The organism is Hydrogenobaculum sp. 3684, assembly GCF_000213785.1.
Lineage (GTDB): Bacteria > Aquificota > Aquificia > Aquificales > Aquificaceae > Hydrogenobaculum.
The window spans coordinates 828,927-855,658 of sequence record NC_015557.1; the positions used below are offsets into that span (position 1 = coordinate 828,927).

General features: G+C 34.0%; 25 protein-coding genes. 16 read left to right on the top strand and 9 right to left on the bottom strand.

What is annotated here, in order from left to right:
* Nucleotides 1–22: 22 nt before the first annotated feature.
* From HYD3684_RS04460 to HYD3684_RS04475, 4 genes are all read right to left on the bottom strand, one after another.
* The gene (locus HYD3684_RS04460) at nt 23–478 is read right to left on the bottom strand and encodes a DsrE family protein (RefSeq protein ID WP_237698576.1); all 456 of its coding nucleotides are present in this window, start codon (nt 476–478) and stop codon (nt 23–25) included.
* 44 nt (nt 479–522) lie between these two features.
* Entirely contained in the window at nt 523–1,107 is a 585-nt protein-coding gene (locus HYD3684_RS04465; protein WP_015419490.1) for a DUF3501 family protein, read from the bottom strand.
* 2 nt (nt 1,108–1,109) lie between these two features.
* On the bottom strand, nt 1,110–2,393 hold the full coding sequence (locus HYD3684_RS04470; protein ID WP_015419491.1) for a heterodisulfide reductase-related iron-sulfur binding cluster: 1,284 nt from the start codon (nt 2,391–2,393) through the stop codon (nt 1,110–1,112).
* A gap of 78 nt (nt 2,394–2,471) precedes the next feature.
* The gene (locus tag HYD3684_RS04475) at nt 2,472–2,906 is read right to left on the bottom strand and encodes a rubrerythrin family protein (protein ID WP_015419492.1); all 435 of its coding nucleotides are present in this window, start codon (nt 2,904–2,906) and stop codon (nt 2,472–2,474) included.
* Between the two features lie 148 nt (nt 2,907–3,054).
* On the opposite strand from HYD3684_RS04475, the gene HYD3684_RS04480 reads away from it, so the two are divergent.
* Genes HYD3684_RS04480 through HYD3684_RS04505 form a run of 6 tightly spaced genes read left to right on the top strand, consistent with a single transcriptional unit; the run spans nt 3,055 to nt 6,015 of the window.
* Nucleotides 3,055–3,453, top strand: a complete 399-nt coding sequence (locus HYD3684_RS04480) for a DUF4878 domain-containing protein (protein WP_237698577.1) — start codon at nt 3,055–3,057, stop codon at nt 3,451–3,453.
* A complete protein-coding gene (locus HYD3684_RS04485) occupies nt 3,453–4,235 on the top strand; it encodes a hypothetical protein (RefSeq protein ID WP_015419494.1) in 783 nt (260 codons plus the stop codon). The genes HYD3684_RS04480 and HYD3684_RS04485 overlap by 1 nt, the downstream gene beginning before the upstream one ends.
* Nucleotides 4,232–4,633, top strand: a complete 402-nt coding sequence (gene gspG, locus HYD3684_RS04490) for a type II secretion system major pseudopilin GspG (RefSeq protein WP_015419495.1) — start codon at nt 4,232–4,234, stop codon at nt 4,631–4,633. The genes HYD3684_RS04485 and gspG overlap by 4 nt, the downstream gene beginning before the upstream one ends.
* A complete protein-coding gene (locus HYD3684_RS04495) occupies nt 4,605–4,889 on the top strand; it encodes a prepilin-type N-terminal cleavage/methylation domain-containing protein (RefSeq protein WP_015419496.1) in 285 nt (94 codons plus the stop codon). The genes gspG and HYD3684_RS04495 overlap by 29 nt, the downstream gene beginning before the upstream one ends.
* Nucleotides 4,886–5,371 (top strand): type II secretion system protein, encoded by a 486-nt coding sequence (locus tag HYD3684_RS04500; RefSeq protein ID WP_015419497.1) that lies wholly within the window; start codon nt 4,886–4,888, stop codon nt 5,369–5,371. Before HYD3684_RS04495 ends, HYD3684_RS04500 begins: the two co-directional genes overlap by 4 nt.
* A gap of 5 nt (nt 5,372–5,376) precedes the next feature.
* A complete protein-coding gene (locus HYD3684_RS04505; RefSeq protein ID WP_015419498.1) occupies nt 5,377–6,015 on the top strand; it encodes a hypothetical protein in 639 nt (212 codons plus the stop codon).
* Here HYD3684_RS04505 and HYD3684_RS04510 read toward each other — a convergent pair.
* Nucleotides 6,012–7,229, bottom strand: coding sequence for an N-acetylmuramoyl-L-alanine amidase (locus HYD3684_RS04510; protein WP_015419499.1), 1,218 nt, complete (start codon nt 7,227–7,229; stop codon nt 6,012–6,014). The two genes, HYD3684_RS04505 and HYD3684_RS04510, sit on opposite strands and share 4 nt — an antisense overlap.
* Entirely contained in the window at nt 7,180–8,895 is a 1,716-nt protein-coding gene (locus HYD3684_RS04515) for an ATP-binding protein (protein ID WP_015419500.1), read from the bottom strand. Before HYD3684_RS04515 ends, HYD3684_RS04510 begins: the two co-directional genes overlap by 50 nt.
* Nucleotides 8,896–8,918: 23 nt before the next feature.
* Between HYD3684_RS04515 and HYD3684_RS04520 the strand changes: the two genes are divergently transcribed.
* From HYD3684_RS04520 to HYD3684_RS04565, 10 genes are all read left to right on the top strand, one after another.
* Nucleotides 8,919–10,625, top strand: a complete 1,707-nt coding sequence (locus HYD3684_RS04520) for an ATPase, T2SS/T4P/T4SS family (protein WP_015419501.1) — start codon at nt 8,919–8,921, stop codon at nt 10,623–10,625.
* 9 nt (nt 10,626–10,634) lie between these two features.
* Nucleotides 10,635–13,676: a glycosyltransferase family 9 protein gene (locus tag HYD3684_RS04525; protein ID WP_015419502.1), complete on the top strand. Its 3,042-nt coding sequence runs from the start codon at nt 10,635–10,637 to the stop codon at nt 13,674–13,676.
* Between the two features lie 65 nt (nt 13,677–13,741).
* On the top strand, nt 13,742–14,794 hold the full coding sequence (locus HYD3684_RS08400; RefSeq protein WP_015419503.1) for a hypothetical protein: 1,053 nt from the start codon (nt 13,742–13,744) through the stop codon (nt 14,792–14,794).
* Nucleotides 14,795–14,881: 87 nt separating this feature from the next.
* Nucleotides 14,882–15,619, top strand: coding sequence for a hypothetical protein (locus HYD3684_RS04535; protein WP_041112957.1), 738 nt, complete (start codon nt 14,882–14,884; stop codon nt 15,617–15,619).
* A 71-nt stretch (nt 15,620–15,690) separates the two neighbouring features.
* Complete coding sequence (locus HYD3684_RS04540) at nt 15,691–16,629, top strand: polyprenyl synthetase family protein (protein ID WP_015419505.1); 939 nt, start codon at nt 15,691–15,693, stop codon at nt 16,627–16,629.
* Nucleotides 16,629–17,855: a hemolysin family protein gene (locus HYD3684_RS04545; RefSeq protein ID WP_015419506.1), complete on the top strand. Its 1,227-nt coding sequence runs from the start codon at nt 16,629–16,631 to the stop codon at nt 17,853–17,855. Before HYD3684_RS04540 ends, HYD3684_RS04545 begins: the two co-directional genes overlap by 1 nt.
* 61 nt (nt 17,856–17,916) lie before the next feature.
* On the top strand, nt 17,917–18,108 hold the full coding sequence (locus HYD3684_RS04550; RefSeq protein ID WP_015419507.1) for a DUF2892 domain-containing protein: 192 nt from the start codon (nt 17,917–17,919) through the stop codon (nt 18,106–18,108).
* Between the two features lie 212 nt (nt 18,109–18,320).
* Entirely contained in the window at nt 18,321–19,160 is an 840-nt protein-coding gene (gene dsrO / locus HYD3684_RS04555) for a sulfate reduction electron transfer complex DsrMKJOP subunit DsrO (protein WP_015419508.1), read from the top strand.
* On the top strand, nt 19,150–20,334 hold the full coding sequence (gene nrfD / locus HYD3684_RS04560; protein WP_015419509.1) for an NrfD/PsrC family molybdoenzyme membrane anchor subunit: 1,185 nt from the start codon (nt 19,150–19,152) through the stop codon (nt 20,332–20,334). Before dsrO ends, nrfD begins: the two co-directional genes overlap by 11 nt.
* Nucleotides 20,331–23,399 (top strand): molybdopterin-dependent oxidoreductase, encoded by a 3,069-nt coding sequence (locus HYD3684_RS04565; protein ID WP_015419510.1) that lies wholly within the window; start codon nt 20,331–20,333, stop codon nt 23,397–23,399. The genes nrfD and HYD3684_RS04565 overlap by 4 nt, the downstream gene beginning before the upstream one ends.
* A gap of 31 nt (nt 23,400–23,430) precedes the next feature.
* On the opposite strand, the gene HYD3684_RS04570 is transcribed toward HYD3684_RS04565, so the two are convergent.
* The 3 genes from HYD3684_RS04570 to HYD3684_RS04580 are packed head-to-tail and all read right to left on the bottom strand — an operon-like array spanning nt 23,431 to nt 26,728.
* Nucleotides 23,431–24,135, bottom strand: coding sequence for a polysaccharide deacetylase family protein (locus HYD3684_RS04570; RefSeq protein ID WP_015419511.1), 705 nt, complete (start codon nt 24,133–24,135; stop codon nt 23,431–23,433).
* Entirely contained in the window at nt 24,132–24,872 is a 741-nt protein-coding gene (locus HYD3684_RS04575) for a sulfite exporter TauE/SafE family protein (RefSeq protein WP_015419512.1), read from the bottom strand. Before HYD3684_RS04575 ends, HYD3684_RS04570 begins: the two co-directional genes overlap by 4 nt.
* Nucleotides 24,869–26,728 (bottom strand): APC family permease, encoded by a 1,860-nt coding sequence (locus HYD3684_RS04580; RefSeq protein WP_015419513.1) that lies wholly within the window; start codon nt 26,726–26,728, stop codon nt 24,869–24,871. Before HYD3684_RS04580 ends, HYD3684_RS04575 begins: the two co-directional genes overlap by 4 nt.
* Nucleotides 26,729–26,732 lie beyond the last annotated feature (4 nt).

Below are 26,732 nucleotides of genomic sequence, written 5' to 3' on the forward strand. Positions count from 1 at the left end.
GAAAACAATTTAAAGATTTAGTTTAAGGTTTTACGTACATATATCCTTCTTTTTGAAACTTATACATATCTATCAAAGCACCTTTGACAGGTTTGACAAAATTTCCCATCATAGCTTTCGTGATGTGGAATTTATGCATAGTATTTTCACAAACATGAAATTGTATTCTACCATCGCTTTGTTTAACAAACTTCTCAAAATCTTTTTCCTCTTTTGAGTTTTTAAGCATATACTTTATAGTAGGTCCCCATACTTCCACTACCACATGGGCTTTTTTGTTTTTAGAAGTATGCTCTAAAATATTATCTACCATTTTAATGCTTTTAGGATTATGAAAATCCAATATCACATTAAGAGACTCTTCAGAATTGGCCGACTTGTTAACAGTAGAATCTTTTACCGAAGCACCAAAGCCCAAACCCAAATACGCCATTCCAAACACCAATAAAGTTAGTATGTATAAACTATCTCTTTTCATGATATATAATCTATATATAATTTCTATCTTTTCCATGATATATATTACTCACTATAAAGATCTTTCACCAACTCTTCCTTTACTTCTTGCGGTATCTCTTGTTTTATATTTATATCTTTATGGTTTATCTCTATGAAAGCTTTTTCATTTTTAAAGAGCTCTTTTTGATAGTTGTCAAAATCAAATTTTATGAAGTGGATTGTGGCAGCCTTACCAAATTTATAATCCATATCACTTTGTTCGTTGGCTTTTGCTTTTATCTTTTGGTCTTTAAAAGATATAAAAATACCATCGTGTATTCCAACAAGTTCTTTTAATTTACGCTTTCTCTCGTTCTCATCTGGTATTTCTATAAAAAATGTGGCGCTCAGTTGGTTTTGTTCCGGTATCAAATCGTTGTAAACCTCTATTTCAAAATTTATATCTTCGTCTTTTACCATACGCTCAGCTCTTATCATTTCCTGGATTTGAAACCATACGCTAAACGTATTTTCAAAAAATAAGTGAAATATATCACCTAAAAAAATGCTTCTTTTTTTCTTTATACCTAAAAGTTCTTCCACCTTTTGAGGTCTTACCTTCTCGTATTCGTACAAGTTCAATATATCTTCAAACACTACTTTTTTCATAATCAATCTCCATAAGCCATAGACAATACTTCTATTGGGCTTTTAACAGTTCTTGAAGTATTTAACTCTATAAAGTTTCCTGCCAAAGGACAGTCTGAAACCACCAAATCTGCCTTTTGGTTTAGTATATTCTCAAACAAAGGCTTTCCTACACTAACGGCCATATCAAAAGTATCTTTTTTAACACCAAAAGTACCGTCGTGTCCAGAGCATATCTCTACTATCCTAACTTTTGTATTTGGTATCATCCTCATTAGCGCTGCAGATTTATAACCTACCCCTAAAGACTTTAGATGGCAAGCTATGTGATAATCTATCTTACCCATAGGATTTTTAAAATCTTTATTAAAAAGATTTTCTTGATTTAAAGAAAACAAATAATCTCCTATTTCATAAACCTTTTCAGATAGCTCTTTGGCCTCAGGTGTTCTTAAAAGCAGTGGATACTCATGTTTAAGTTGCAATGCACATGTTGGCACTGGCACTATCACATCGTAGCCGTTTCTTACGTAGTCTATCATCATGTCTACGTTGTATTTGGCTTTTCTGATGGAGCTATCTATATCCCCTATATCAAAAAATGGTATACCACAGCAATTTTGCTCTGGTACTTCTATGTGGATGTTGTTTTTGTATAGGACATGTAAAAGAGCTTTACCTTTTTCAAGAAAATTGTAATTTAATAAACATGTATAAAATAAAACAGCTTTTCTAACTGGATTTTTCACTGGCACTAAGTTATCTTTTAAAAAGCTTCTAAAAGAATGTTCGTTTATAGGTGGTAGTTTTGCCCTTTGGTCAATACCTGCGGTTTTTTCCATTATAAGTCTAACTGGTTTTACATCCATTGTTTTATTTACAACTTTTCCAAACGGCACAGACAATTTACCCACCAAATCTGTATCAAGCATTAGTTTATCTGTTATTTTAGCTCCTTGATTTTTAAATTTTATAGCTTTATATCTCAAAGATAAATGAGGAAAATCTAATTTCCATTCATGGGGCGGTGTGTAAGGACATTTAAAATAGCATTGCTTGCAATGAAAACAAAGCTCTAAAGGTTTTACCAGCTCTTCTTTTGTAAGTGCTTCTATATCATCATGTTTTGAATCTACGGCATCAAAAAGCGCCGGAAAAGAAGGACAAAAATTTACACACATTCTGCAATCTTTACACTTTAAATAAACTCTCTTGGCTTCTTCATAAAGAGCTTCTTCATCGTAAAATCTTGGATCATCTAAATCAAAGTTAAACTCCTTTAACCCGCCTATTGACATTTCAGGCATAAATACTCCTTATAAAAAAAATATATTTTTATTACTTATAAAATAAGGAGGGCTTTGACCCCTCCTGTTTTGTTGTTTTTAACCGTTCTTTACGCTTTCTAGAACCTTTTGGAACCTACCAGCATGAGATTTTTCTGCTTTTGCCAATGTTTCAAACCAAGCTGCTATATCATCAAAACCTTCTTCTCTAGCGGTTTTTGCAAAGCCAGGATACATTTCAGAATATTCGTAAACCTCACCAGCTACAGCAGACTCTAACATTTCTTCAAGAGTTGAAATCGGTTTATCGGTAGCTGGGTCTACGCCGTTGTATTTTCTTAGATAATCAAGATGTCCAAACGCATGTCCAGTTTCGCCTTCTGCGGTTTCTCTGAAGTTGTTGGCTACATCTGGATAGCCTTGAACATCGGCTTCTCTTGCAAAATAAAGATATCTTCTGTTTGCTTGGGATTCCCCAGCAAATGCGTGTTTGAGACACTCAAGTGTCTTTGTGCCTTTTAAGTCCTTGCTCATAGGCCTTACCTCCTTTAAAATAAATTTTAATTTAGAACTATTCTTAATTATAGGATACAAAATCCAAAAAACAATGATTATATGTCATAAATTTTATTTTTTTAATAAATATATGAAAATTTTATATTGTGATGTTAATATATTTGTTATGAGGAAAAAAATTTCAGTTATTTTCGGTGTGGCTGCATCAATAATATTTTTATCTGGATGTTCTCCTCAAACCATAAACAACAATAATCCTGAAACTGTATTAAAAAACTTTGACAAAGATATAGAAAATGGTGATTTTAAAGATGCTGTAAAACTTCTAAATCCAGATATCGTATCTTCAAGAGGTGGGATATGGGCAGAAAGATGGGTAAAGCTAAACGCTTACAACGTAAAAAGCATAACCATAAAAGATATAAGTATTTTGGGAGGCACTGCACATGCAACCGTAGAGATAACATATAAAGACGGGAAAACCCAAAAAAATGCTATAGATCTCATCAAAAACAACGGCACTTGGTATATAAGTCCATCTTTTAGCTTTAAGGAGGGTAAATAATGAATTCTATGAGTATATGGGAAATTTTTAAAAGTTTATTTGATTACACTCAAGCATTTATAACAAAAAAACCTGGCCCAGTTATAATTTATATAACGCTTTTGTTAATATTTGTTGTAGCAGACAACTATTTACCTATGAATTTAGTTTTTGTGAGCGTTTTTGCCTCTATATTTTGGAATATCCTTTCCAACGCTTTTTTGATAAACGTCGGTCATATTGTAAAAGATAACAAAGATATCATTTCCTTTGAAAAAGCCCTAAAACAAAGGAATACTATAGATTTCTTTACACAATATTGGAAAGAGTCTTTAGGTATGATGTTTGGCAACGCTGTAGTATTTTTCATAATTTTTTTAGGAGAAGCTTTAGTGTTAAATTTTAGTGGCTTCTTAGCAGCTTACTATGCTACAAAAAATCATGACATCTTTGCTATAAATTATACAGTTCCAATAGCTTTGGCTCTTATTTTTGTAATAACAACGCTTTCTATGATATCCTACGTAGCACCTTATGTGTATGCTGGTGTTTATACTACGGATAGTTTTAAAGAGGCTTTTGCAAGGGTATTTGATCTTATATCTTTTGGAGTTTGGAAAAAAACTCTGAATCTTCAGTATTTTTTTGATATTAGCATGTGGTTTGTTTACTCTACTATGGTCATTGTTATGATAATACCGCTTATGTTTTATGCTATCGTTGCACCTTTTGGACTTATAGTACTAGCTATATACATCATACAATTTCCCATGTTTAGTGTTATGATAAGATATTGGAGATGAGAAGAAGGGGCTTTACTCTTATTGAGCTTTTAGTAGTAATAGTAATAATAGGCATACTTTCTGCCATAATAATACCGCGTATCACAAATAGAATTGGAGAAGCAAAGATAAAAGCTACAAAAGTCCAGCTAAAAAATCTTCAAGGAGCTTTAGAGCAGTATTATATAGATACTGGCATGTACCCTACAACAGCACAAGGGCTTCAAGCTTTGGTAGAAAAGCCTACGATACCACCAATCCCAGACAATTGGCATCAAGAGTTGGACAAAGTTCCTACCGACGGCTGGGGACACAAATTTTACTACATCTCACCAGCCCCCAATCATCCTTACGACCTTTTTGCTAAAACTCCAGATGGTAAAAAAATAGATGTATGGACAATGCATCTCAAAAAATAACCAAAAAGGCTTTACGCTTTTAGAAACTATAGCAGCTTTTATTGTATTTGTAGTGATGATAGCAGGAGCTTATTCTCTTCTAATTCAAGCTATAAAACTCCACCAAAGACAACAAGCTCTAACAAAAGATGCTTTTATTCTATTCAACAAGCTAAAATATACTTCTAAACATAACTCCATAAAACATATTCATCATTTTAACTATCAAGTGATTCGGTACCATAACCTAAAAGTGGTAAAATTTTTACCCCAATGAAATGTTATAAAGAAAAAGCTTTTGGTTTTACGCTTTTAGAAATATTGGTGGTTATCGTTATCGTATCTTTGTTTTTCAGTACATTGATAGGGTCCTATTTTTTTATAGTTAAAAAAAGCCTAAAAACCATGAAAGGCTCTAGAAATCTTTATAAATATGCAAAAGCTATATACAATTTAGAAAATGCTATAAAATGCTCAAAAAATATAAAAATAGACAATTCAAAAAACTTTTCTACATTATATTTATATACATACTGCGGTATATATAAAGGTTTTTCCAAAGAGGTATTTTTTGTAAAAGATAACACTTTGTACGTTTATGCCTATCCTTACGAGTTTGGAGACATATTTTTTTACGATGAAAAAAAAGCCATAAAGTTGATACCTGTAATAAATTTTAGAGCAGAGTTTATTAACAACAATATAATCAAGTTTAATATAAACAACAAACATTTTATAGTGCCTATTTTGATAAAATAAAAATTATGTTTAACACAAAAAATGCAATAACTGTACTTTTGATAATCTTGGGCTTAACGCTTTTTTACCTTTGGTATAGCACCTGGCACAGAAATATATCTACAAATAGTTTAAACAAACAACTTCTCCAAGAAAAAATAAACAATTCTCCCACTTACAAGCCAATAAGCAATCAACCTACCAAAGAAGCAAACGTCGAACCATCAAACAACACAATAAATGTAACAAAAAACCAAAACAAGACCGAAAAATCTCAGGAGAAAGAACAAAGCGATACAAACAAAGTTAATACTAAAGCTTCGGAAAAAACTATACCCAAAAAACCTTTACATTTAAAAACTAAAAAAGCTGTTGTTTATAGAAACAAAATTTCAAAACCAACAATAAAAAAACCTACTATAAAGAAACCTACTAAACCGTATGTAGAAAAATCTTTTTCAAAATCAAATTCTGGCATAAAGCTTCAGCTTCAGAAGAACTATAAAAACAGTATAGAAGGAATAAAATTAAAAAATGGCGCTTATCAAGTAGGAGCCTTTAAACATTTTTACGATGCTTTAAGCCTTATTATTCAATTAAAATCAGAAGGAAAACATGCTAAAATTATCCATCAAAACGGATTTTATAAGGTGATTGTTTATTAGCTACCTTTTAAAGCTAAATTGTTTTGTGGTACTTCGTGGTGCTGGCCAAAGAAATAATCTACTATAGCCTCGTACATAGCTTTTGCAAATTCCCATTGGTAAGAAGGATTTGTAAGTTCTTTTACATCGTGAGGGTTACTAATAAATCCAGTTTCCACTAAAACAGATGGTATACCAGGAGTTCTAAGTACTACAAAATTTCTTCTATGTATGTTGTGAATATCAACATGCTTATGCAAATCTTTGTCTAAGGTATAAGCTAAATCTTTAGCAAATTCAAAGCTTTGGTTTTTCGTCACATCCAAAGCCAGTCTAGCTAGCACTCTCCTAGCGCTTAAGCTTGGTTCGTACAAAGCATTACCAAACACAAGATGGGAAAAAGCTTCGTTGTTTACCAATTCGTTATATTTCATGTTTATACCTGGAGTAGATAGAAAATATATGTTGGTGCCATGTGGCCACGTAATATGACCAGGTGCCATGTTACAATGTATACTTATAAACAAATCCGCTCTATTCTCTATGGCTATCCTAGCCCTTTCTTGAAGCGGTACAAACACATCTTTATCCCTTGTCATTATTACTTTAAACCTTGGGTCATGTTTTAAGAAAAAATCCAACTTTTTACCTATAGACAATACAATATTTTTCTCTTCTACCCCGCCTATTCCTATAGCACCGGAATCCTTACCGCCGTGTCCTGGATCTATCACCACTACTTTTACCCCATATGGATGTGGTATATATTTGTAAGTTTTTTGAGGTCTTTCATAGTTTTCTATAGCTTCCAAATACTTTTTATCTACTACGCTTAAAGGATCTTGATCTTTATCGTAAACCGTATTTTTCAAACTTGGTTTTTCCTTTAATAGGTAAGCGTACTTTGGGGATATTATATTTAAAATACTATCTTGAGAGGTCTTAGGCTTATAAATATCTATTACTATTCTTTCTGGGTTTTGTAGCATAAAGCTTTTTACTGCGGTCGGTACGTATGGCATGGTATATATAAACTTCCTATCGCCTATTTCTATAATAATGTTTCTGCCCTCCTGACGCACTTTATATGTGTTTACATCTTTAACGTCAAAAACATAGCGCGTTTTGTCCTGATATATACCCTTTCTTACATCTATTATTTTAGACCAAGAAAAACCAACAAAGCTAACCAAAAATATTACGAAAATCGTCAAGTACTTTTTTACTTTCTTCATCGTCTTTCACCTCTTCTTTTCTTGTAGCCCAAGGTGGCATTGGTACACTCACCACTGTTGGGGTGGGTATATCCGGTTGGTAAAGCACCATTGAACCTTTCTTCAGCATGCTTACCCTTTGTTTCAAGCTTTTAGAGAGAAAACCGTATTGTTCACCAGATAGTTCCGCCGTATCAAGCCTACCTACTACTTTTATAGCACTGTTTGCCACTATGCGCTTTTCTACTTCGCTGGCTGTTTGCTGAGCACCTATTAATATCACACCAAGACTTCTGCCTCTTTCCGCTATATCAAGCAAAGTATCTTTTATAGGGCTCCACTCTTCTTTTGGAGCATATTTATTTAATTCGTCTAAAAGCACAAAAATTTTAGGATCAGATACACCACTTTCTTCTCTTTGTTTGAAGATTTTATCCAAAATAACACCTACCACAAACATCTTGCCTACACTATGAAGGTCGCTTATATCAATAACGTTCAACGTATGCATATTTTCTAAAAATTCTTTTGTGATATTTTTAATATGCGTTGAAGTTTCCTTCTTTATAAGGTTTCTAATATACTTCTTACCAAAGGCAAACCTTCTTAAAAAAGCTTCTATGCTCTGACTACTAGTATTTCTACCAAACCATGAGTAATATCTTTCCTTATCGTTATCTTTGTCGTCATACACTTCTTGTAGAAGCTCGTGCAAATCATCTAAATCTTTAATCTCTCTTCCAGCTTTATCATCTATCAACGTATCACTTGTTTTAGAAAGTTCGTAAAGCTTACTTGCAATTCTATCTATTATAAAGTTTAAATTTGATATCTCTTGATCGTTTTCTACAAACATATATTTTAAAAGTCTTTCTGAAGCAAAATCTTTCATACTAAAGCCGTATTTATCTACATCGTATCTTGCAGCACCCATTGGATTTTGAGAATCTGGTTTTTCTGGAGGACAATAAAAAGCTACATCTTTAAAGGGCTTTGGCTCTAAGCCCATAATATCAAATTTTTTCTTATCTTCTTCTTTAAACCTTACATTTTCTTTGTCTAAAAATAATAGATCTTTTCCTTTTACATTAAAAATGACAAATTTTGGTTTATCTTGAGATTTTTGAATTATAGAATTTATCAAAAACAAAGAGTAAGAAGTTTTTGTAGCCACTCCAGACATCCCGCTTATAGATATGTGAGCACCATCTTTTCCATTTATAAAATTGTAATTTATATACACAGGCAGACCATCTTGGGACAGTCCAGCTGGAATTTTTGTCTCCATAGTATCAAAAAATAAACCTTTGTCTCTATCTTCACCAAAAGCTTTAAAAACCTCATCACCGGGTTTTGGAGGTAGGTAGTATTGAGGTTCTATGCGGTTTACGTTTATTTTTGCAAGATATACAGGATGAACTGGTAAAACACCTTCTTTTGCTTTTATCTCCTGGTAAAGTATGTCAACACCTTCCAAATATTTTATAAGCTCAATAACAACCCCGTAGAATTTCACTTCTATACTTTCGTTGTATTTTTTAACAACGGATTTGCACACCAACACATCATCAAGCTGTACAAAAGAGCTTTCGTCTAAAAGCACATCAAAAGACAAAGGAGAAGCCGTTTTCACCACTATTCCCACTGGTTTATTAAACAAGTTATCCAAGCTTTTATCGGCTTCCATAGGAATATATTATAATAGATTTTATGAAGTACAAAGAATATTTAGAAGCAAAGGGATTACCAGATACGGAAGAATCAAAAAACAAATACTTTGAAGAGTATGGAAATCAGCTTCATAAATTTATATATAGAGATTTTTTAGAAAGGGTAAAACTTATTTTGAAAGATAAGTATGACATATTTTTACAAAAAAGAAGAGAGCTTGGAGAGCATGATTTAAAAGTACTAAATATACTTGGCTTCATCACATTTCAAGAGCAGGTTAAACTTTTTATAGAGATAGCAAAAGATTATGCCTTAGAACCAGAGGATGGCTATAATGTAAACTTTACTATAAAAAGCGTAGAAGCGGATAGAATAATAGCTGATGAGGGGATAATCACATATATCCCAATATATACTAAAGACAAGAAAAATTATCTTGTTTCTATATCAAAATTTGAGGCTATAAAAAGAGATTACGCAGCTATATCCGAAGAATCGCAAACTATTACAGATTTTAAGGATATAGTAAAAGTAGCCCTTGCTAAAAATGCTTCAGACATTCATATAAAGCCAAAAGACAACTTTTACTATGTATTTTTCAGGATAAATAAAGATTTTGTAATGATGCCAAATCTAACCATGCCAAAATCTCAAGGTATTCAGCTTGTTAGAAGCTTAAAAACTCAAGCTTCAAGATATACAAAAGGTGCATTTAACCCATCTATATCTTCGCAAGTCCAAGATGCTCGCATGTCTTATGAAGATCTTTCTACCGATGTAAGGCTTGTGTTTGCCCCGATGCCAAACTTAGAAGATGAAATGGTGGCAGGAAGGCTTTTAAGAAAAAGAGGGATACAAGGTAATCTTTCAAGGCTTGGTTATTTGGAAGATGATATCAGAATCCTCCAAGACGCATTGTCAAGGAAAGGTGGTTTAATAGCAATAAGCGGTATCACAAACTCCGGCAAAAGCATGGCTATAGCTAGCATGCTATCTACAGTGCAAGATAGGAACGTGCTTACCGTTGAAGACCCGGTGGAATACCAGATTATAAACAAAAACGTAACACAGTTTCAAATATTTGAAGCTCAAGTAGAAGAGTTAAAATCAACGTTTGTAGATTTTACAAAAGCCTTCAAAAGAGCAGATCCAGACATAGTTTTTGTAGGTGAATGGAGAAACGAACAAGAACTTTCAAAGGCTATAGAAGAGCTAGCTTTTGCAGGTCAGCTTGTTTTTACCACACTTCATATAAATTCTGCTTTTGTATTTTACGACGCTGTTAGTTCAATATTTCACGTAGCTTACGAAAGCTCCATAAGAATGCTTATACTTAGCCTAAACCAGACTCTAGTTAAAAGCGTTTGTCCTCATTGTGCTATAGAAATGCCCATAAAAGATGCATCACGGACAATCTCCGATATAACATTAAGGACACTTCCATATGTCAACAAAGATGAATTTAGAGATTTTATAAACCAAGATTTCCCTATAAAAGTAAGAAATGAGGCCGGTTGTCCTAAATGTGGCTTTACAGGATATAGTGGCCTTACCCCTATCTACGAATACATGTATCCAGACGTAAACACAAAAGAATGGATAAGAAAAGATAGACCATCCTCTTATGAAATAGAAGATCATATAAGAAGAGAAGGCCTTGGTAAAAACAAATTGGATGTTTATATGGAAAAGTTAAAAATTGGTTTAGTTGACTTAAGCCCTTCTACAATAAACGCTTTAAGATAATAAAAGTTTATGAGCGTTGTAGTAAAAGTATCAAAAGAACTTTATATAGACGATTTAAAAGCATCTTTAGAACCAGGTAAGTTTTACGTCTTACCAAAAGACGTTTATGAATCTTATATAAAAGCTGGATATACCATAGAGTATGTAGATAGTCTAAAGACAGTATTTGATAAAACTAACGATTTTAACAACAAAAAAATTCTAATGCTAACTATGCAAGCTCTGGGCGATGGGCTTATGCTCACCCCATTTTTAAGATTTTTAAAAGAACATTTTCAAAATATCCATATAACCCTTGAAACAAAAAAAGAGTTTAACCTTCTAAAAAACTGTCCCTATGTGGATGAATTTGTTTATTCTCCTTTGGAGCTCTCTTTCGTTAAAAGCTTTGATACCGTTCTAAACCTTCATATGCTTGTGGGCTCCCCCATGTTTGATTTAAATTTAGTGGCCTCTTATTATTTCAAACTATTTGGTTTTAATATACCACCCAAAGAAAAGCTTATACCTTATGTTTATATAGATGAAGAAAAAGACAAATATATAAAATCTCTTTTTGATGAGTATAGAAATATATACAAAAAACCTATTTTAGGTTTTCATTTTTCAGCCTCTTCCCCTCATAGAATGCCTCCTGTAGATATATTTTGCGAAGCTATAGGATCTTTGTCAAAGTTTTTTACAATAGTTTACTCTTATCCAAAAGCCCATCAAGACTATGCAAAAGAAATACCAAAATATATCCCAAAATCTATAGATATATCTTCTCATATAAAAGATATAGAGTATATTCCCCCTTATGTAAAAAACCTTGATGCTCTTATATCAGTAGAAACGGTATTGCCTCATATTGCCGCTGCTGTAGGTACTCCTACCCTTGTAGTGCTTGGACCAGGCAGTTTTAAAAATATCTATGACTACGGCGTTCCGCATCTAAAAGCTCTTGAGATGAACTACAAAGGTCAAGTATGCTCAAGCCCATGCCAGCTTCACGTATCACAAAAATGCCCAGAAGCCGTAGTAAAACAAACAAACCTCTCTCCTTGTTTTTCAAATTTGAACTCTTTTTCTCTTACAAATAAGTTTTTAGAGCTTTTAAAAGCTACAAACAAAAAAGATTTACTAAAACAAATAGAGCCCAAAATAACCACAGAGGAAAATATTAATAAAGTTATCTTTAGGCTAATATCTACATTAGCTATTAGCTTTTTTTATGAAGAAGGACTTCCTTTTATTTCAGGTATTCCTTACCTAAAAAATATAATGAGTTTTGTAATAAATTCCTTATTTGTTAAATCCCTCAATTGGAAAGATTTGACACCGATCTTGATAGTAAGAGGATTTGAAAGCATTGGTGCTTCAGTGTTTATAAAAGAGCTTTGGAAAGACAGGAATTATCTTATTTATGTGGAAAATGAACACTACAAAAAGATATTACATTATCTTGATATAGACTCAAATATCCTCGACTATAAAACTCTTCAAATACTTCATCAAGCTCTTGTGATAGATTTATCGCTATCTTCTGAAGAACCTTTTGATTACAAAAAGCATATTGATAAATTATCAAAAAAACTAAAAGAAGATACTGTTTTCTTTTCTTTTATATTCAACAAAGACAGATTAAAAAACACCATGCAAAAAGGACAAGATGTCTACCAACCTCCTTTTGATAATTATATAAAAGACATATCTTATAAGGAACTATTGGATTTTAAAAATTATTACATAAATTATATTTATATAAATCCTGTGGATTTTACAAACACTTTTGGAGATTACTCTATATTTAAAGAAATATCTCCACACAATCAAACTTTCAGGCTTTTAATAAAAAATGACAATCTCTACAAAAGTTATTGCCAAATATTTGCTATATCAAACTTAGAACACGAGGATAACTACGAGGATATTACAAGACTTTACTCTTTCATTGAAAAAACGTACCTAAAAGCCGAATATTCAGTTTATACAAACATATCCAATGATAACATTAAAACGTTATGTTTTTTAGATAGAGGTTTATCAAAATATATAAAAGATCACATAAAGACTTACTTTGAAAACACGCTTACAATTAAAATGCCTATTTTTGATAAAAATATTGTAGAAAAATACATAGAAAAATATACAGATATTGAAAATATATGGTTTTTAGGAGACAATTTTATAGAGCATTTCAAACAAGACTTAAATTTTCTTAAAAATATGCTTTTTGGACCATACTTAAATATATTGATAGACAAAAATCCGTTTTTAGACGAGAATTATCTAAATACGTTTGTAAGCTTTTTAAGAGATTTCCCCAACATAAATTTTTATACTACTCATAAAGGTGTATACGATATTCTTGGCAAAAAGCATCAAAACCTAAAATATTTTGAGATAAGCCTCAATGATATTGAGCCTTTAATCACCAAAGATAAAAAATTAATAGATATCCTTATAGTAAGCTCTTCAAATTTTATCAGAAATATCAAGCATAGCAACGAACTTGATACAGAAGAGTTTTATAGCTCTTATATAAACGGTTTTTCCAAAAACCTTCAAAGGACTGTGCTTGATTTTATCAAAGAAAAGCTTGGTAAAAAAGATGTTTACTATGAGGATAAAGTATTTTTGGATTTTTACAAAGACATTGTGAATAACAGCGCTAGTTTAAACTACTTTATAGCCCAAGAAATAAAAAATATAGCCTCTAAATTTACAAAAAATATACTTCATATAGGCAATCTAAACTTTTTAAAACCAACATCTTTAAAAGAATTAGCAGCTGAGCATTTAAAAAGCAGTAGATACTTTCCAGACATCTTAATTGCAAAAGAAGATGTTTTTGATTTTATGATTAAAAACTCTAAACTTATCGTTTATCTTGACGGTCTTGAAAACTTCCAAAAAATTCCTTACTTTTGTTTGAAAGCTTCAAAATCTGGCATTACATGTATTACAAAATATCAAAAATTTCTAGAAGATATGAGAATACCAAACATCATACTCCCCAAAAATATAGAAGAGCTATTAAGAATAATAGCTAATCTTTTCAATCATTGAAATTTAAAATTTTTATAATGATTATAATTCATGAATTTATTATAAAATTATAAAAGAGGTGTTTTATGAAAAAAATTAATATTGGAGAGCTTATAGCTGGTCTTAGCGTAATAACATTTACAGGCATAACCACTGTTTATCACTTTTCTGATGCAGCTGTTTTTTCAAATACAAGTAATACTCCAACTCCTGTGATATCAAACACTCCTCCTTCTAGTGCCACACCGATAACTATATTTGGTGGTGTATTAAATGGTGGTGGTGTTGTAAGTGGGGGTGGTGGAGGTGGAGGCGTTAGCTGTGTTCATAGTAGCACTACTTATCAATACAATGGACAACACGGTTATGACGGCTCGCCACAGTATTTTTATATTACACCAAGTATGACAGCATGTGGGAGTTTAAGCTTCACACTTTATGGCGCTGGTGGTGGTGGTAGTGGCGTTTTTGGTTATTATGGTGGATCTGGTGGTTTAACTACTGGAGTAATACCAATAGCTAACTTGCCTATTAATACATTAACTATTATTGTTGGTGGAGGTGGTACTGGTAATGAAGCTGCTGGTGGTGGAGGTGGAGGTGGTGGTTCATTCGTTTGCTTAGGTACAACTTGTAGTCAAAGTACTGTGTTGTTAGCTGCTGGCGGAGGAGGGGGAGGTAGTCAAAGTAATAATCCTGGAAATGGAGGGAATGGTGGAGGAGGTAACCAAAATGGTCAAAATGGAAGTGGTAGTTGTGCTGGAATGGGCGGTACTTTAAGGGCTGGCGGAGCAGCTGGTAGCGGTAGAAATTGTACTACCGCTGGTACCAGTGGTACGCTTGGAGCAGGTGGCGCCGCTCCTTACGCTGGCAGTAGTACTCCTTTTGGTCAAGGTGGTTCTCCTGGTGGTGGCTATGGTGGTGGGGGTAGCGCCTGTGGTGGAGGCGGTGGGGGTTGGTATGGTGGAGGAGGCGCAGGATATATTTCTTCTGAAGCTGGTTCTAATGGTGGAGGTGGTGGTGGATCTGGATATTGTGCGTCTATAGTTCAAAAATGTGGTGGTAGTGTTGGAGGAGCCTACAACGGTGGAGCACCATTAAGTAATGGTGGCAATGGACAGGTTATTATATCTTGGTAATACAACATAGGCTCGGGTTAATTCTCGGGCCTTTTGGGTTTTGCTGGTTATCGTTGACATATCGCTTCAAGATTTTATATTTAATATATGGAAACTTTAGAAAATAAAATAGAAGAAATTAAAGATATATTAAAAGATTTTGCCATGGGCCTTCTGAGGTTAGAACATACCACAGAAAGGCTAGGACAAGAAATAGAAAGAATAGGACATGAAATAAATAAACTAAAAGATAGCATAGATGAGGTCAATAAACAGCGAGAAGAAGATAGGAAATATTGGAATGAGCAATGGGAAAAAGTCAATAAACAGCGAGAAGAAGATAGGAAATATTGGAATGAGCAATGGGAAAAAGCTAAGAAAGAAAGAGAAGAAGATAGGAAACGCTTTAACAAAGAATGGGGAGCTTTGTCAAACAAACTTGGTACTATAGTAGAAGATATCATATTTCCAGCTACAAGACCTGTTTTAGAAAGCTACTTTAAGTGCAAAATAACAGACTTATCTTTGAACAGAGAAAAAATAAAAGATGGTTTACAAGATGAGTTTGACGTAATAGCAGTAAGCGATGAGTGTAAAACTGTATTTCTTATAGAGGTAAAATCAACACCAAAGATAGATTATATAGATGATTTTAGAAACAACAAGATAGAAAGGTTTAGAAAGCTTTTCGATGAGTATAAAGACTACAAGCTTGTACCTATCTTTGCCTCTTTGAGGCTTCAAGATAACATTATCAACTATCTTACCAAGCACAAGATATACGCTATGGCTTTTAGAGAATGGGAGTATATGGATTTGTTGAATTTTGATAGTATAAAAAGCTAAAAATATAAGAATTGTTTATAGGATTTTAACTTAAATAATATTTTATAAAAATATGATAAACTAATAAAAGTATGGCTCAGCAAAGTGGTTTAGATAGCATTAGAAAAAGAATAGAGCTTGCTCTTAGCGAAAATTTAGATAGTTCTGTAGATACCATATTAAAAGCTGGTAATTCTATTATAGAAGCTGGTGGCAAGAGGATTAGACCGCTGTTGTTGGTATATCTGGTGGAAAGCTTGGGCGGTGATATTGACAAAGCCATCATTCTTGGATGCGGTATAGAGTACATACACATAGCTTCTTTGCTTCACGATGATGTGGTTGATAAAGCTGATTCCCGAAGAGGTAAACCTTCTGTCAACAAAGTTTTTGGTGCTGAAGTGGCGGTACTAACGGGGGATTATCTTTACGCTAAAGCCCTATTTTTATATGCTAATTACGGCAACGCAAAGATGATAGACATTTTATCAAAAGCCGTTATGAACATGGCAGAAGGACAACTTTTAGAGCTTAAAAGCATAGGTTCTATAATAGACGAAAAAACATATTTTGACATCATAGACGGTAAAACTGCATACCTTATAGGGGCTTGTTTTGGGATTGGGGCTTTGATATCAAACTATGAAGAGTACGAAAAATTCTTTAATATTGGTTTAAAGCTTGGTAGGGCTTTTCAGCTTATAGACGATGCTCTTGATTATGAGGTAGATAGCCAAAAACTAGGAAAACCCTCAAGAAGCGATTTAAAAGAGGGTAAAGTAACATATCCAGTTATATCTGTGTTAGACAAATTAGACAAAGAGCTTTTACAAAAGATATTGATCTCTCAAAACCCTTCTCAAGAAGAATTAGATAGTGTAATTGACACAGTTATTGAAAAAGGCGGGGTTATGCGTACGAAAGAACTTGCTTTTAGGCTTTTAGAAGAGGTAAAGCAAGAGCTATCTTATTATTCTATCTCAGAAAAACTTATGGAGCTTATAGAGAAAACCGTCAAAAGAGATTTTTGATGGAGCTTATAGGCTATATATTAGGAATCATATTTTTTATACTGCTTGAGGGCTTATTCTCAGGCTCGGAAATGGCTATCTTATCTTCAAATAAGTCAAGGCTTGAGGCTTTTGTCAAAAAATCCAATAACTCTTACAAAGATATGGTTTCAAAGTTTTTGAAAAACCAAGAAGAGTTTCTAACGTTTACGCTATTTGGATACACCATAAGCATAGTGTTTGCAGCAAGCCTTTACACCATAATGCTTTTTGAAATATCTAAAGATGTACCTATTTTAAAACACGCTTACATATTTTTTTCAGAAACCCTTGTTCTAATAACAATAATATTTGGAGAAATAATACCTAAAATAATATTCCAAAAGTACGCCGATAAAGTAATTTTACCTGTTATATTTATTTTGTACAAGCTAAGATTTTTATTCGGTTTTTCTTCTTTTCTATCAAAAGCCATAAAACATATATTTTTCAAATTCATGTCAAAACCGCACTCTCATGTCAGTAGAAACACGATTTTAAAAATTATCTCAAAAGAGCTTGATGTAGATAAATTTGAATCTTTAATTTTATCAAATATAGTATCTTTTAAAGAAAGAAGAGCCGGCGAAATAGTAAGACCTATTTATGAAGTAGCCATGATAGAAGAAGGAGCGGTTGTAGAACAAGCCATATATCAGATGAAGTCTAGTGGATATTCAAGATTGCCGGTGTTTAGAAATACTGTAAACGATATACTTGGCTATATCAGAGCTTTTGATATAATAGACAAGGACCCAAATACACCTATAGGCATATCTATAAGGCCTATACAACTTTTTTCAGAGTTTTCATTTTTAAAAGATGTATTACATGAGTTTAAAAGAAAAAAAGAACATATAGGGGCTGTGGTAGACGAAAGAGGAGTTATACTTGGCATTATCACGTTGGAAGATGTTTTAAAAGAAATCGTAGGACAGATATCCGACGACATTAGAAAAGAAGACCAGCTTTTAAGAGAAATAGCAAAGGATAAATGGCTTGTAGATGGGAGGCTTGAAATAAGCGAGTTCTCCAGAATACTTGGTATAGACCTAACAGGTGGGCCTTATACCACTGTGTCTGGTTATATAACCTACCATCTTGGTAGGATACCACAAAGAAACGAAGTAGTAAACATAGGCAAATTCAAATTTAAAATTATAGATAGCGATAGAAGAAGGATATTGAAAATTATAGTAGAAATGTAAAATCATTGACAACTGTTAATATATTTTTATATTTAGCTTATATTTTATTTGGAGGTGACGTATGCAAAAGAATATGGCAAGTTGGGACAGAATAGGAAGAGTTATATTGGGTATTGTGTTTATAATCTTGGCTTTTACGCATCATAGCTTACTATTTTATATCCTTGGTCTTATAGGGCTTGTATTTTTAGTAACCGCCGCTATAGGCTTTTGTCCACTTTATACTGTGCTTGGTTTTAAGACAGGCGAGTAATATTTTATTAACTTTGTAAAAGCTATAAAATTTTAAATATAAGATTTAGGATTTTTTGATTTTCTTAATAATCAAGGTCTGACCTTCAAAATATAAATAAATCTTTCATATATAAACTTATTTTATGTAATCTTAACTAATTGTTATAAGAATATTACGTCTATATGTTATTATTTTTAATAATGGCATTAATTGTTTTGGAGGTTTAATATATGGATAGAAGAGGTTTTTTCAAAGCCATAGGCGCCGCTATTGGCGTTGTAGCATCTGAAAAAGCTGCAGAAGCTATGGAAATACCTCCTATGCTTACAATACCTGGAAGAGAGGAAAACAATCCTCAGTGGGTAGGCCAAAAAGGCAAGAAATTTGCCATGGTTATGGATTTAAGGAAATGCATAGGATGCCAAGCTTGCACGTCTGCTTGTGTTATAGAAAACGATGTACCCACAGATCAATACAGAACATACGTACCTGAATATGAAGTTGGCACTTTTCCAAACGTAAGAAAAGTTTTTTTACCTCAGCTTTGTAACCACTGCGAAAATCCTCCTTGCGTTCCTGTTTGTCCAACCGGTGCCACTTACAAAAGACAAGATGGTATAGTGGTAGTTGACAACACGATATGCTGGGGTTGTGGATACTGTGTAAACGCTTGCCCTTACGACAAAAGATTCATGAACGAAAAAAGTCATGTAGCAGACAAGTGTACTTTTTGCGCTCACAGGGTAGATAACGGCATGCTACCAGCTTGCGTAGAATCGTGCGTAGGCGGGGCGAGAATATTTGGAGATTTAAACGATCCAAACAGTGAAGTTTCAAGGCTTATAAGAACATATCCGGTAAACGTTTTAAGACCTGAGCAAGGCACTATACCAAACGTATTTTACATAAACCTCTACGGAGAGCTTCAAGATACACCACCTACTAACTTTGAAAGCTTGGATGACCTTGCCAGAGAATATTACAAAATAAAATCTGAAGAGTCCGAGTGGATGATTTTAAAGCCGCTTCAAGATATAGTAAATGTGGAGGATTACAAACATGATGCTTGATACTTACCACAAAATTTTGGTGTTTGCATCTTCTATAACCCCTTCAAGACCTTGGGGTGTAAATATACCAAACTATTTTTGGACAGGTGGTATAAGTGTAGGTGCTTTTTTCATATACAGCCTTTACACGGTGTTTGGTATAGAAAAATTTAAAAGATTGGCAAGCATGTGTCTTTTAATAGCATTTTCATTTATAGCCATAGCCCCTTTAAACTTAGTAGACGATCTAAAACAACCAGGTAGAATGATCCACGTATTTTTATACGGATGGTCTCACTTCCCAACATCTCCCATGAAGTGGGGTGTTATACTGTTAACCACTTATACGATTCTTACTTTGCTTAGCTTGATAGCCTACTATAGACCGTTTTTTGTAAGCTTATACAATAGCGTTGAAGACAATAGGTTGAAGTTGGTTTTTAAGCTTCTAACGCTAAATAGACTAGAGTTAACAGAAGAAGCCATCAAAAAAGATAGAAAGATATTGTTTTATCTTGGTGCAATAGGTCTTTTGTTTGGTATAGGTGTTGAATTTTATACAGGTTATATTGTAGGAATATTGGTGGCTTTCCCGCTCGTACATTTTCCAGCGTTGCCGCTTGTTATGCTCGCATCCGCTTTAGTGTCTGGTTCTGGGTTTGTATTGTTTTTTTATCCTATATATCAAAAGCTTATGGGTAAAGAAATAGATAGAGACGATATAGCCGCAGTAGCCAATATAATGGCTTGGGCTATAGTAGGTGAACTTGTTTTAGACTTATTCTGGTACTCTTTTAGTCTTGCTTTTAGTGGCATTACAAAATATTATATGAGAGCTTACTTTAAAGAAGACCTTATCGGCATATTAGTATTTGATTTAGGGTTATTCTTATTTGTGCCTATGATTTTGGCTTTTAGTAGATTTAAAAAATCTGCTTTCTTTATGTTTATAGCTGGTACTTTGGCAGCTTTTGGAGCCTGGTATTTCAAATACAGCCTTGTAATAGGTGGACAAAGCTTTCCAAAGATGATAGGTGGTTTTCTTACTTATACAATGCCAATATTTGGACATAACAGCTTACAATCTTTGATAGCAAACTGGAGTGGTATAATAGGGCTTTTGGCAGCAACTATAGCTTTGTTACCACATACAGACGACCTGTACAAAGGCTTTGGCAAGGAGGTTAAAGGATGAATACTACTCGTAGAAAGTTTCTTTTAGGCGTATCGGCCGCTGGCCTTGGTACGATGGCTTTAGGATATTTAAAAACATTTAAATACCTTTTTACGTTTGGAAGAAGAGGTGAAAAACCAAGATTTCCCATATATGGAAACGTACACCTTCCAGAAATACTAAAAACCAAAGCCACGACAAACGAAAATGGTAATTACGTAATAAACAAAGATTATTATTATGCCAATACCGTTTGTATAGGCTGCACTACCCAATGTGGAGTACGTATTAAGGTTGATAAAAAAACTGGTAAAGTAGTGAGGGTATTTGGAAATCCTTACAACTTGCTTTCATCAGACCCATGGCTTGATTACGATAAGCCTATAAAAGAGAGTATCTTTTGGGTATCTGGTATAGACGAGTCTGGCCTCAAAAACCGCTCTACGGTCTGCGCCAGAGGAAATGTAGTATTTGATAAGTTATATACAAGATATAGGGTTACAAAACCACTTAAAAGAGTAGGACCAAGAGGTTCTCACAAGTGGGTAGAGATAGAACCAGAACAACTTATTCAAGAGATTGTAAACGGTGGTAATTTGTTCGGTGAAGGTTTTGTAGAAGGTCTCAAAAGCATCAGAGACATAAATACACCCATAGATCCAAACAATCCAGAGTATGGTCCAAAATCAAATCAACTTGGTATACTTGGCACCAACGACGACGGAAGAAAAACCTTTATAGTACATAGATTTGTCAAAGCTTTTGGTACAGTAAACTTCTCTGGACATACTTCTATGTGCGGTCTTGCAATGAGAATAGGTCAAGCAGCTTATTTTGGTGATTTCAAAAAACTCCCTCACGCCAAACCAGATTTTGACAACACAGAGTATATACTTTCTATAGGTACAGCACCAGCTCAGGCAGGAAACCCCTTCAAACGTCAAGGTAAGCTTTTAGCAAGAGCTAGAACCGAAGGACCTTTGAAAAAGATAGTGGTAGTAACCCCAACCGCTGTAAATAGCGATAATATGTCAATAGGCGCAAAATACGAATGGGTACCTATTTATCCGGGTCAAGACTTGGCTTTTGTAATGGGGCTTTTTAGATATATCATTGAAAATAACCTATACAATGCTCCTTATCTATCTATACCAAGCGAAGAAGCTATGAAAGCTGCCAACGAAGTAAGTTATACCAACGCTACACATCTTGTTATACAAGATCAAGGAGAAGACTACGGTAAAATCCTAAGAGATCAAAACGGTGATCCATATGTCATAGATGCTGCTACAAACTCACTCCAAAATGCCAAAAATGTAAGAACCGGCGTTTTGTTTGTAGACCAGCAAGTTAGTTTAAATGGAAAAACCTATCATGTAAAAAGTGCTTTTCAGCTTTTAAAAGAAGCGGCTTTTGAATATTCGTTAGATGAGTATGCTAAAATGTGCGGTGTACCAAAAGAAACCATCGTAAGAATAGCTAAAGAGTTTACCTCTTATGGGAGAAAAGCCACTACAGATATACACGGCGGGGCTATGAACACCGTTGGTATGTACGCTGCTTACGCTGTGGCTATGCTTGGAGCTATGGTAGGCAATATGAACTATAAAGGTGGTATGGCTGTAAAAGGTGGGGCCTACGACGCTTACAAGGGTCCTGTTTACGATCTTCTTGATTACGATGGAAAGGTAAAAACCCACGGAGTCAGAATAGATAGAGCTGGCTTTAAGTATCAAGATACCACAGAATATAAAAATAAAAAAGCTCAAGGTTTAAATCCTTATCCTGCAAAAGACAAATGGTATCCATTCTCAAATGCCATTGAATCTGATTGGATAGCCTCATCAGCCCATGGATATCCATATTCTTTAAAGGCTCTTATAACGGTAAACTCAAATCCAGCTTACGCTCAATCTGGTTTCTCAAATGTTATAGAATATCTGAAAGATCCGAAAAAGATACCTCTTTTTATAGCAATAGATCCATTTATAAATGAAACAAGCACATACGCAGATTATATTGTACCAGATAACGTATTGTACGAAGAATGGGGTGCCATGGCCCCTTGGGGTGCTTATCTTACAAAAATCACCACCATAAGATATCCCGCTATAGAAAGTCCCAATGCAAAGTTTAAAAACGGTGAAGCTGTTTACGCCGAAAGCTTTTTTATAGAACTTGGTAAAGCTCTAAATCTACCGGGTTTTGGAGACAACGCCATAAAAGGAAAAGACGGTAAAACTTATCCTTTACATAGACCTCACGATTTCTATTTAAGAGCTTTTGAGAACTTAGCTATGCAAGATACACCTGTACCAGACGCTACAGATGAAGATATAGAATTAGCGGGTCTTACAAACTGGGTACCTCTTCTAAAATCCATAAACGGCAACAATTGGCGAAAAGTAGCCACAATCATGAGTAGAGGCGGCAGATATGCCCCTTATGATACAGCATATGACGGTATATATGTAAATCATAAATACAAGAAAATACTAAATATTTATAACGAAGAACTAGGTAGCACTCAAGATGCCATAACAGGCGAATATTATCATGGAGTACCAAAGTATATAGAAGGTCCAATATGTGCAGATGGTTCAAGCTTATGGACAAAAGTTGATAGAAACCAATACTCTCTTATAGCCTTTGGTTATAAATCAAACGTGTTATCATCACCAAACGCCTCTTCGGATAAGCTAAGAGATATTAAACTTTGTACCTACATAGATATAAACTCTAAAACCGCCAAGGAGTTTGGTATAAAGTATGGTGACTTGGTAAAAGTTTCAAATCCCTTTGGCCAATACATAATAGGTATAGTTAGAGTAAAAGAGGGCATAATGCCAGGTACAATAGGTATAGAACATGGGCTCGGAAGGTTGGCAGAAGGTGCAGATACTATATACATAAACAACAAAAAACTCCCAGCCATGCCTCTACGTCAAACTGGAGTCAACATAAATATGCTTGGTATTCAAGACCCAACACGTCCAAAAGGACATGTGCTCACTGATTTTGTCACTGGGGCCACCGCAAGAAACACCATACCAGTAAAGATAGAAAAGATAAGAAGTTTAGCCTAACGTTTTAAAGATGTGGAAACGGAGGGAGGGTTTATTTATACAAACTTGATAACTTTAATAAAAGCCTAAAAACGTTGGTGTTGTGTCTCATGTGAAGTCTTTTTAGGTTGTAGAGGTTATCTCCTTTTTTTATATGCCCAGAATCCACGCTAAAAGCTAACTTATACCCAGCATCTTTCACAGCATCCATTACCCTTTCATCGTAATCTCCATATGGATAACAAAAAGTTTTTATATCTACGCCAAGCTTATCTTCCAAAATGCTCTTAGAGAGCTCTACCTCTTGTTTTAGGCTTTTAGTGTCAAGATGGGTAAGAGGCATATGAGTGATCGTATGAGAGCCAATCTCAAAGCCCTCTTTTAGAGCAGACCTTATATCTTCCCAAGAAGCTATCGGTTTTTTGACATTTAATCTATTTGCATCCCACTTGTTGTATTCGCCTACAAAACCAACCGGCACAAAGACAATCGCTTTAAAATCATATTTTTTAAGTATAGGTAAAGCGTTTTCAAAAACATCTTTGTAAGCATCATCAAAGGTTATACATACACTTTTTTTTAAATCCTTACCTTTTACAAAATCTAAAATTTCATCGGAAGTGATGCTTTTAAAACCTAAAACTTTTAAGAGTTTAATTTGTTTTTCAAAAAGCCTTGGGTTTGTATATAAGCTTTTTAGCAAAGCTTCCTTTGGTGGTATTCCTACGCTGTGATACATCAACGCTTTTATACTCATAAAATATATATCTTTAAAAAGTAATATATTGCCAAAAAATACCCTACTATATTTATGAAAAGCCTGATATACTTTCTTTCTATCTTTTGAGATATCAAAGAAGACATCAATCCACCAACGGCAAAACCTATCATCATAAGTATAGCATAGTGCCATTCTACTTTCCCGTATGCAATAAACAAAAGCGCAGCGCTTAAGTTTATCAAAAAAGCCAACGTATTTTTTATCGTATTTGCTATATGTATATCATCAATGCCAATAGCTGTAATACTTCCAAGCATCACTATACCCATACCAGCACCAAAGTATCCGCCGTAAATAGCAGTTATAAGCTGTATTAAAAATACGTATCTAGCTTTTATACGAGAAGTAAATCTTGATATTTTTGGCCCAAAACTAAACAATATCGCAGCAAACAATATAAGAAAGGGGACTATGAAGTTAAAAGTTTTCTGAGGTGTATACAAAAGCAAAAAACCACCCAATACACCACCTATCAAAGACGGTATGAAAAGCTTTTTGATATTAGGCAAGGCATCTTTAAAATAGCTTTTATAACCTATCGCTCCAAGCAGTGAACCAGTCCACAGAGCAACGGTGTTTGTTGTGTTTGATAGCTTTGAAGATAAGCCAAGTTCTATAAGCGTAGGAAAGCTTATTAAAGTACCCCCACCTGCTACAGCATTGATACCACCGGCAAACAAAGATGAAAAAAATGCCAAAGCGTAATTTATCATTTTTTCGGTTTATAAGTACCGGCTCTATATTCTATAAAAAAGTTCCAATTTGGAAATTGTTTTGGCAATTGTAATATATTGTATACCATAACGCCTGTAAATATACGTTCAAACCAAGAAGACAAAGGCCATCCAAAATGTATATTGAAAACTTTATCTTTATAATGATTGTTTATATCCTCTAAAAGTTTTTTAGAGCTATAGCCTATCCCCCAAAAAGCGTTTACTGGCAATATAAAATGGCTTTTAAAAAGTTTTTTAGGTGGCCTTTTTTGTCTTAGAAAGAAAAATGTTATATATATCATATTTTCACCTATCTCGTATACATTTTCAGAAGGTCTTCTAAAATATATATGAATTGGCTTATCTTTCGGCAAAGAACCTATATAATCTAATACATCAGCATATTTATCCATTTGGGCCAACTTTTCTTCTTCTTCGGTGGTTTTAATACGAGTTACAATATTTCCAGCTATGATGAAAAATAACACCACAGACGTCCACATAAGAGTACCGTAAGGCTTATGAACGACTATATAAATAAACGTTGATAGAAACACTATAAATAGTATTAAATTTCTAAATATACCAGTTCTGTATTCTTTGGTTTGCGCGCTTCCTCTTACAATTTTATAAAGTATGATAGTACCTGTGTTTATAACAAACGTTGCTATAAGCCCTATAGCGTACATATCGGCAACTATATCTTGGTTTCCCTGAGTGATTAGCACTATAAATGAGAAAAATACGCTCATAAATATTATAATGCGGTAATGGGCGTGAAACTTGTTGGTGGTGGATATCCAATAAGCTTTATGGTTATCAGCCATTGTAGATATTAATTCTGTAGCACCTACCAAGGCAGTATTCACAGCAAAAGCAAGGGTCAATGAAGCAAGTATAACAACCGCTATAGCCATTATATTTGTTCCCACTAGCTTAGAATAGTAAGTTATAAGATCATCCACATGATCTAATGGATTTTCTACCCTTGCCAAAGCTAATGTACCTATTAAAGGTGTAAATATTCCTACTGTCAATCCAAGCATGATGTAGGCTTTATGTATAGTTCTCCAATTTTCCACTAATTTGTGGGTTTGAAGCACAGATTCTATACCTGAGTAAGCCAAAATCGTTGATCCAAATCCAATGGATATAAGTTCTATAGTCTTTACAGGATCCAAATTTAAGAAATCTTGTGAAAGTGTTGTTTTATAAGATGCTACAACTTTATAAACTTGAGCATGATCTAACTGAGATATACCTAAAAAAGCCAAAATCGTAAGCACGTAAGCTGTTATCCCAAACAAAACGTACGTTACTTTTGCATTTTCCCTTGCCCCTATAAGGTTTAAACCAGCTATCAACCATATTATCAAAAGCTCTAAACCAAGTTTAAATACAAGGGGCCAATGAAAAAAAAAGTTTAAATTCTCTACAGCGCTTATTGAAGATATAACAGCTGTATTTACATAATCTACTATAATAGAGCCCGCCGCTATAAAAGATGCTGTAGCACCAAATACAAAATAGGAAAAACTATAGACACCTCCTCCTTTTATCTTGTTGTTTTCAAGTATCTCAGCTATTTCGGTCATGGTAAGAGAGTATAAAAATATCAAAAGTGAGGTAAGGGCCAAGTAAGTGATAGCTTTATAGCCTATAAACCTAAAAGCCTCACCAGGGGCGTAAAATATGCTGGTGAGCTCGTCCATCATGGTAATAACCGCAACCCCAGCAAAACCTAACCATAATTTACCTTTTTTAGTGTAATAAAGGTATTCTCTTTTTCTTGTAAGGAAAAACAAGACTAGGCTGACAAATAAAACTGCCAACAATACTGCCAATACCCTCATATTT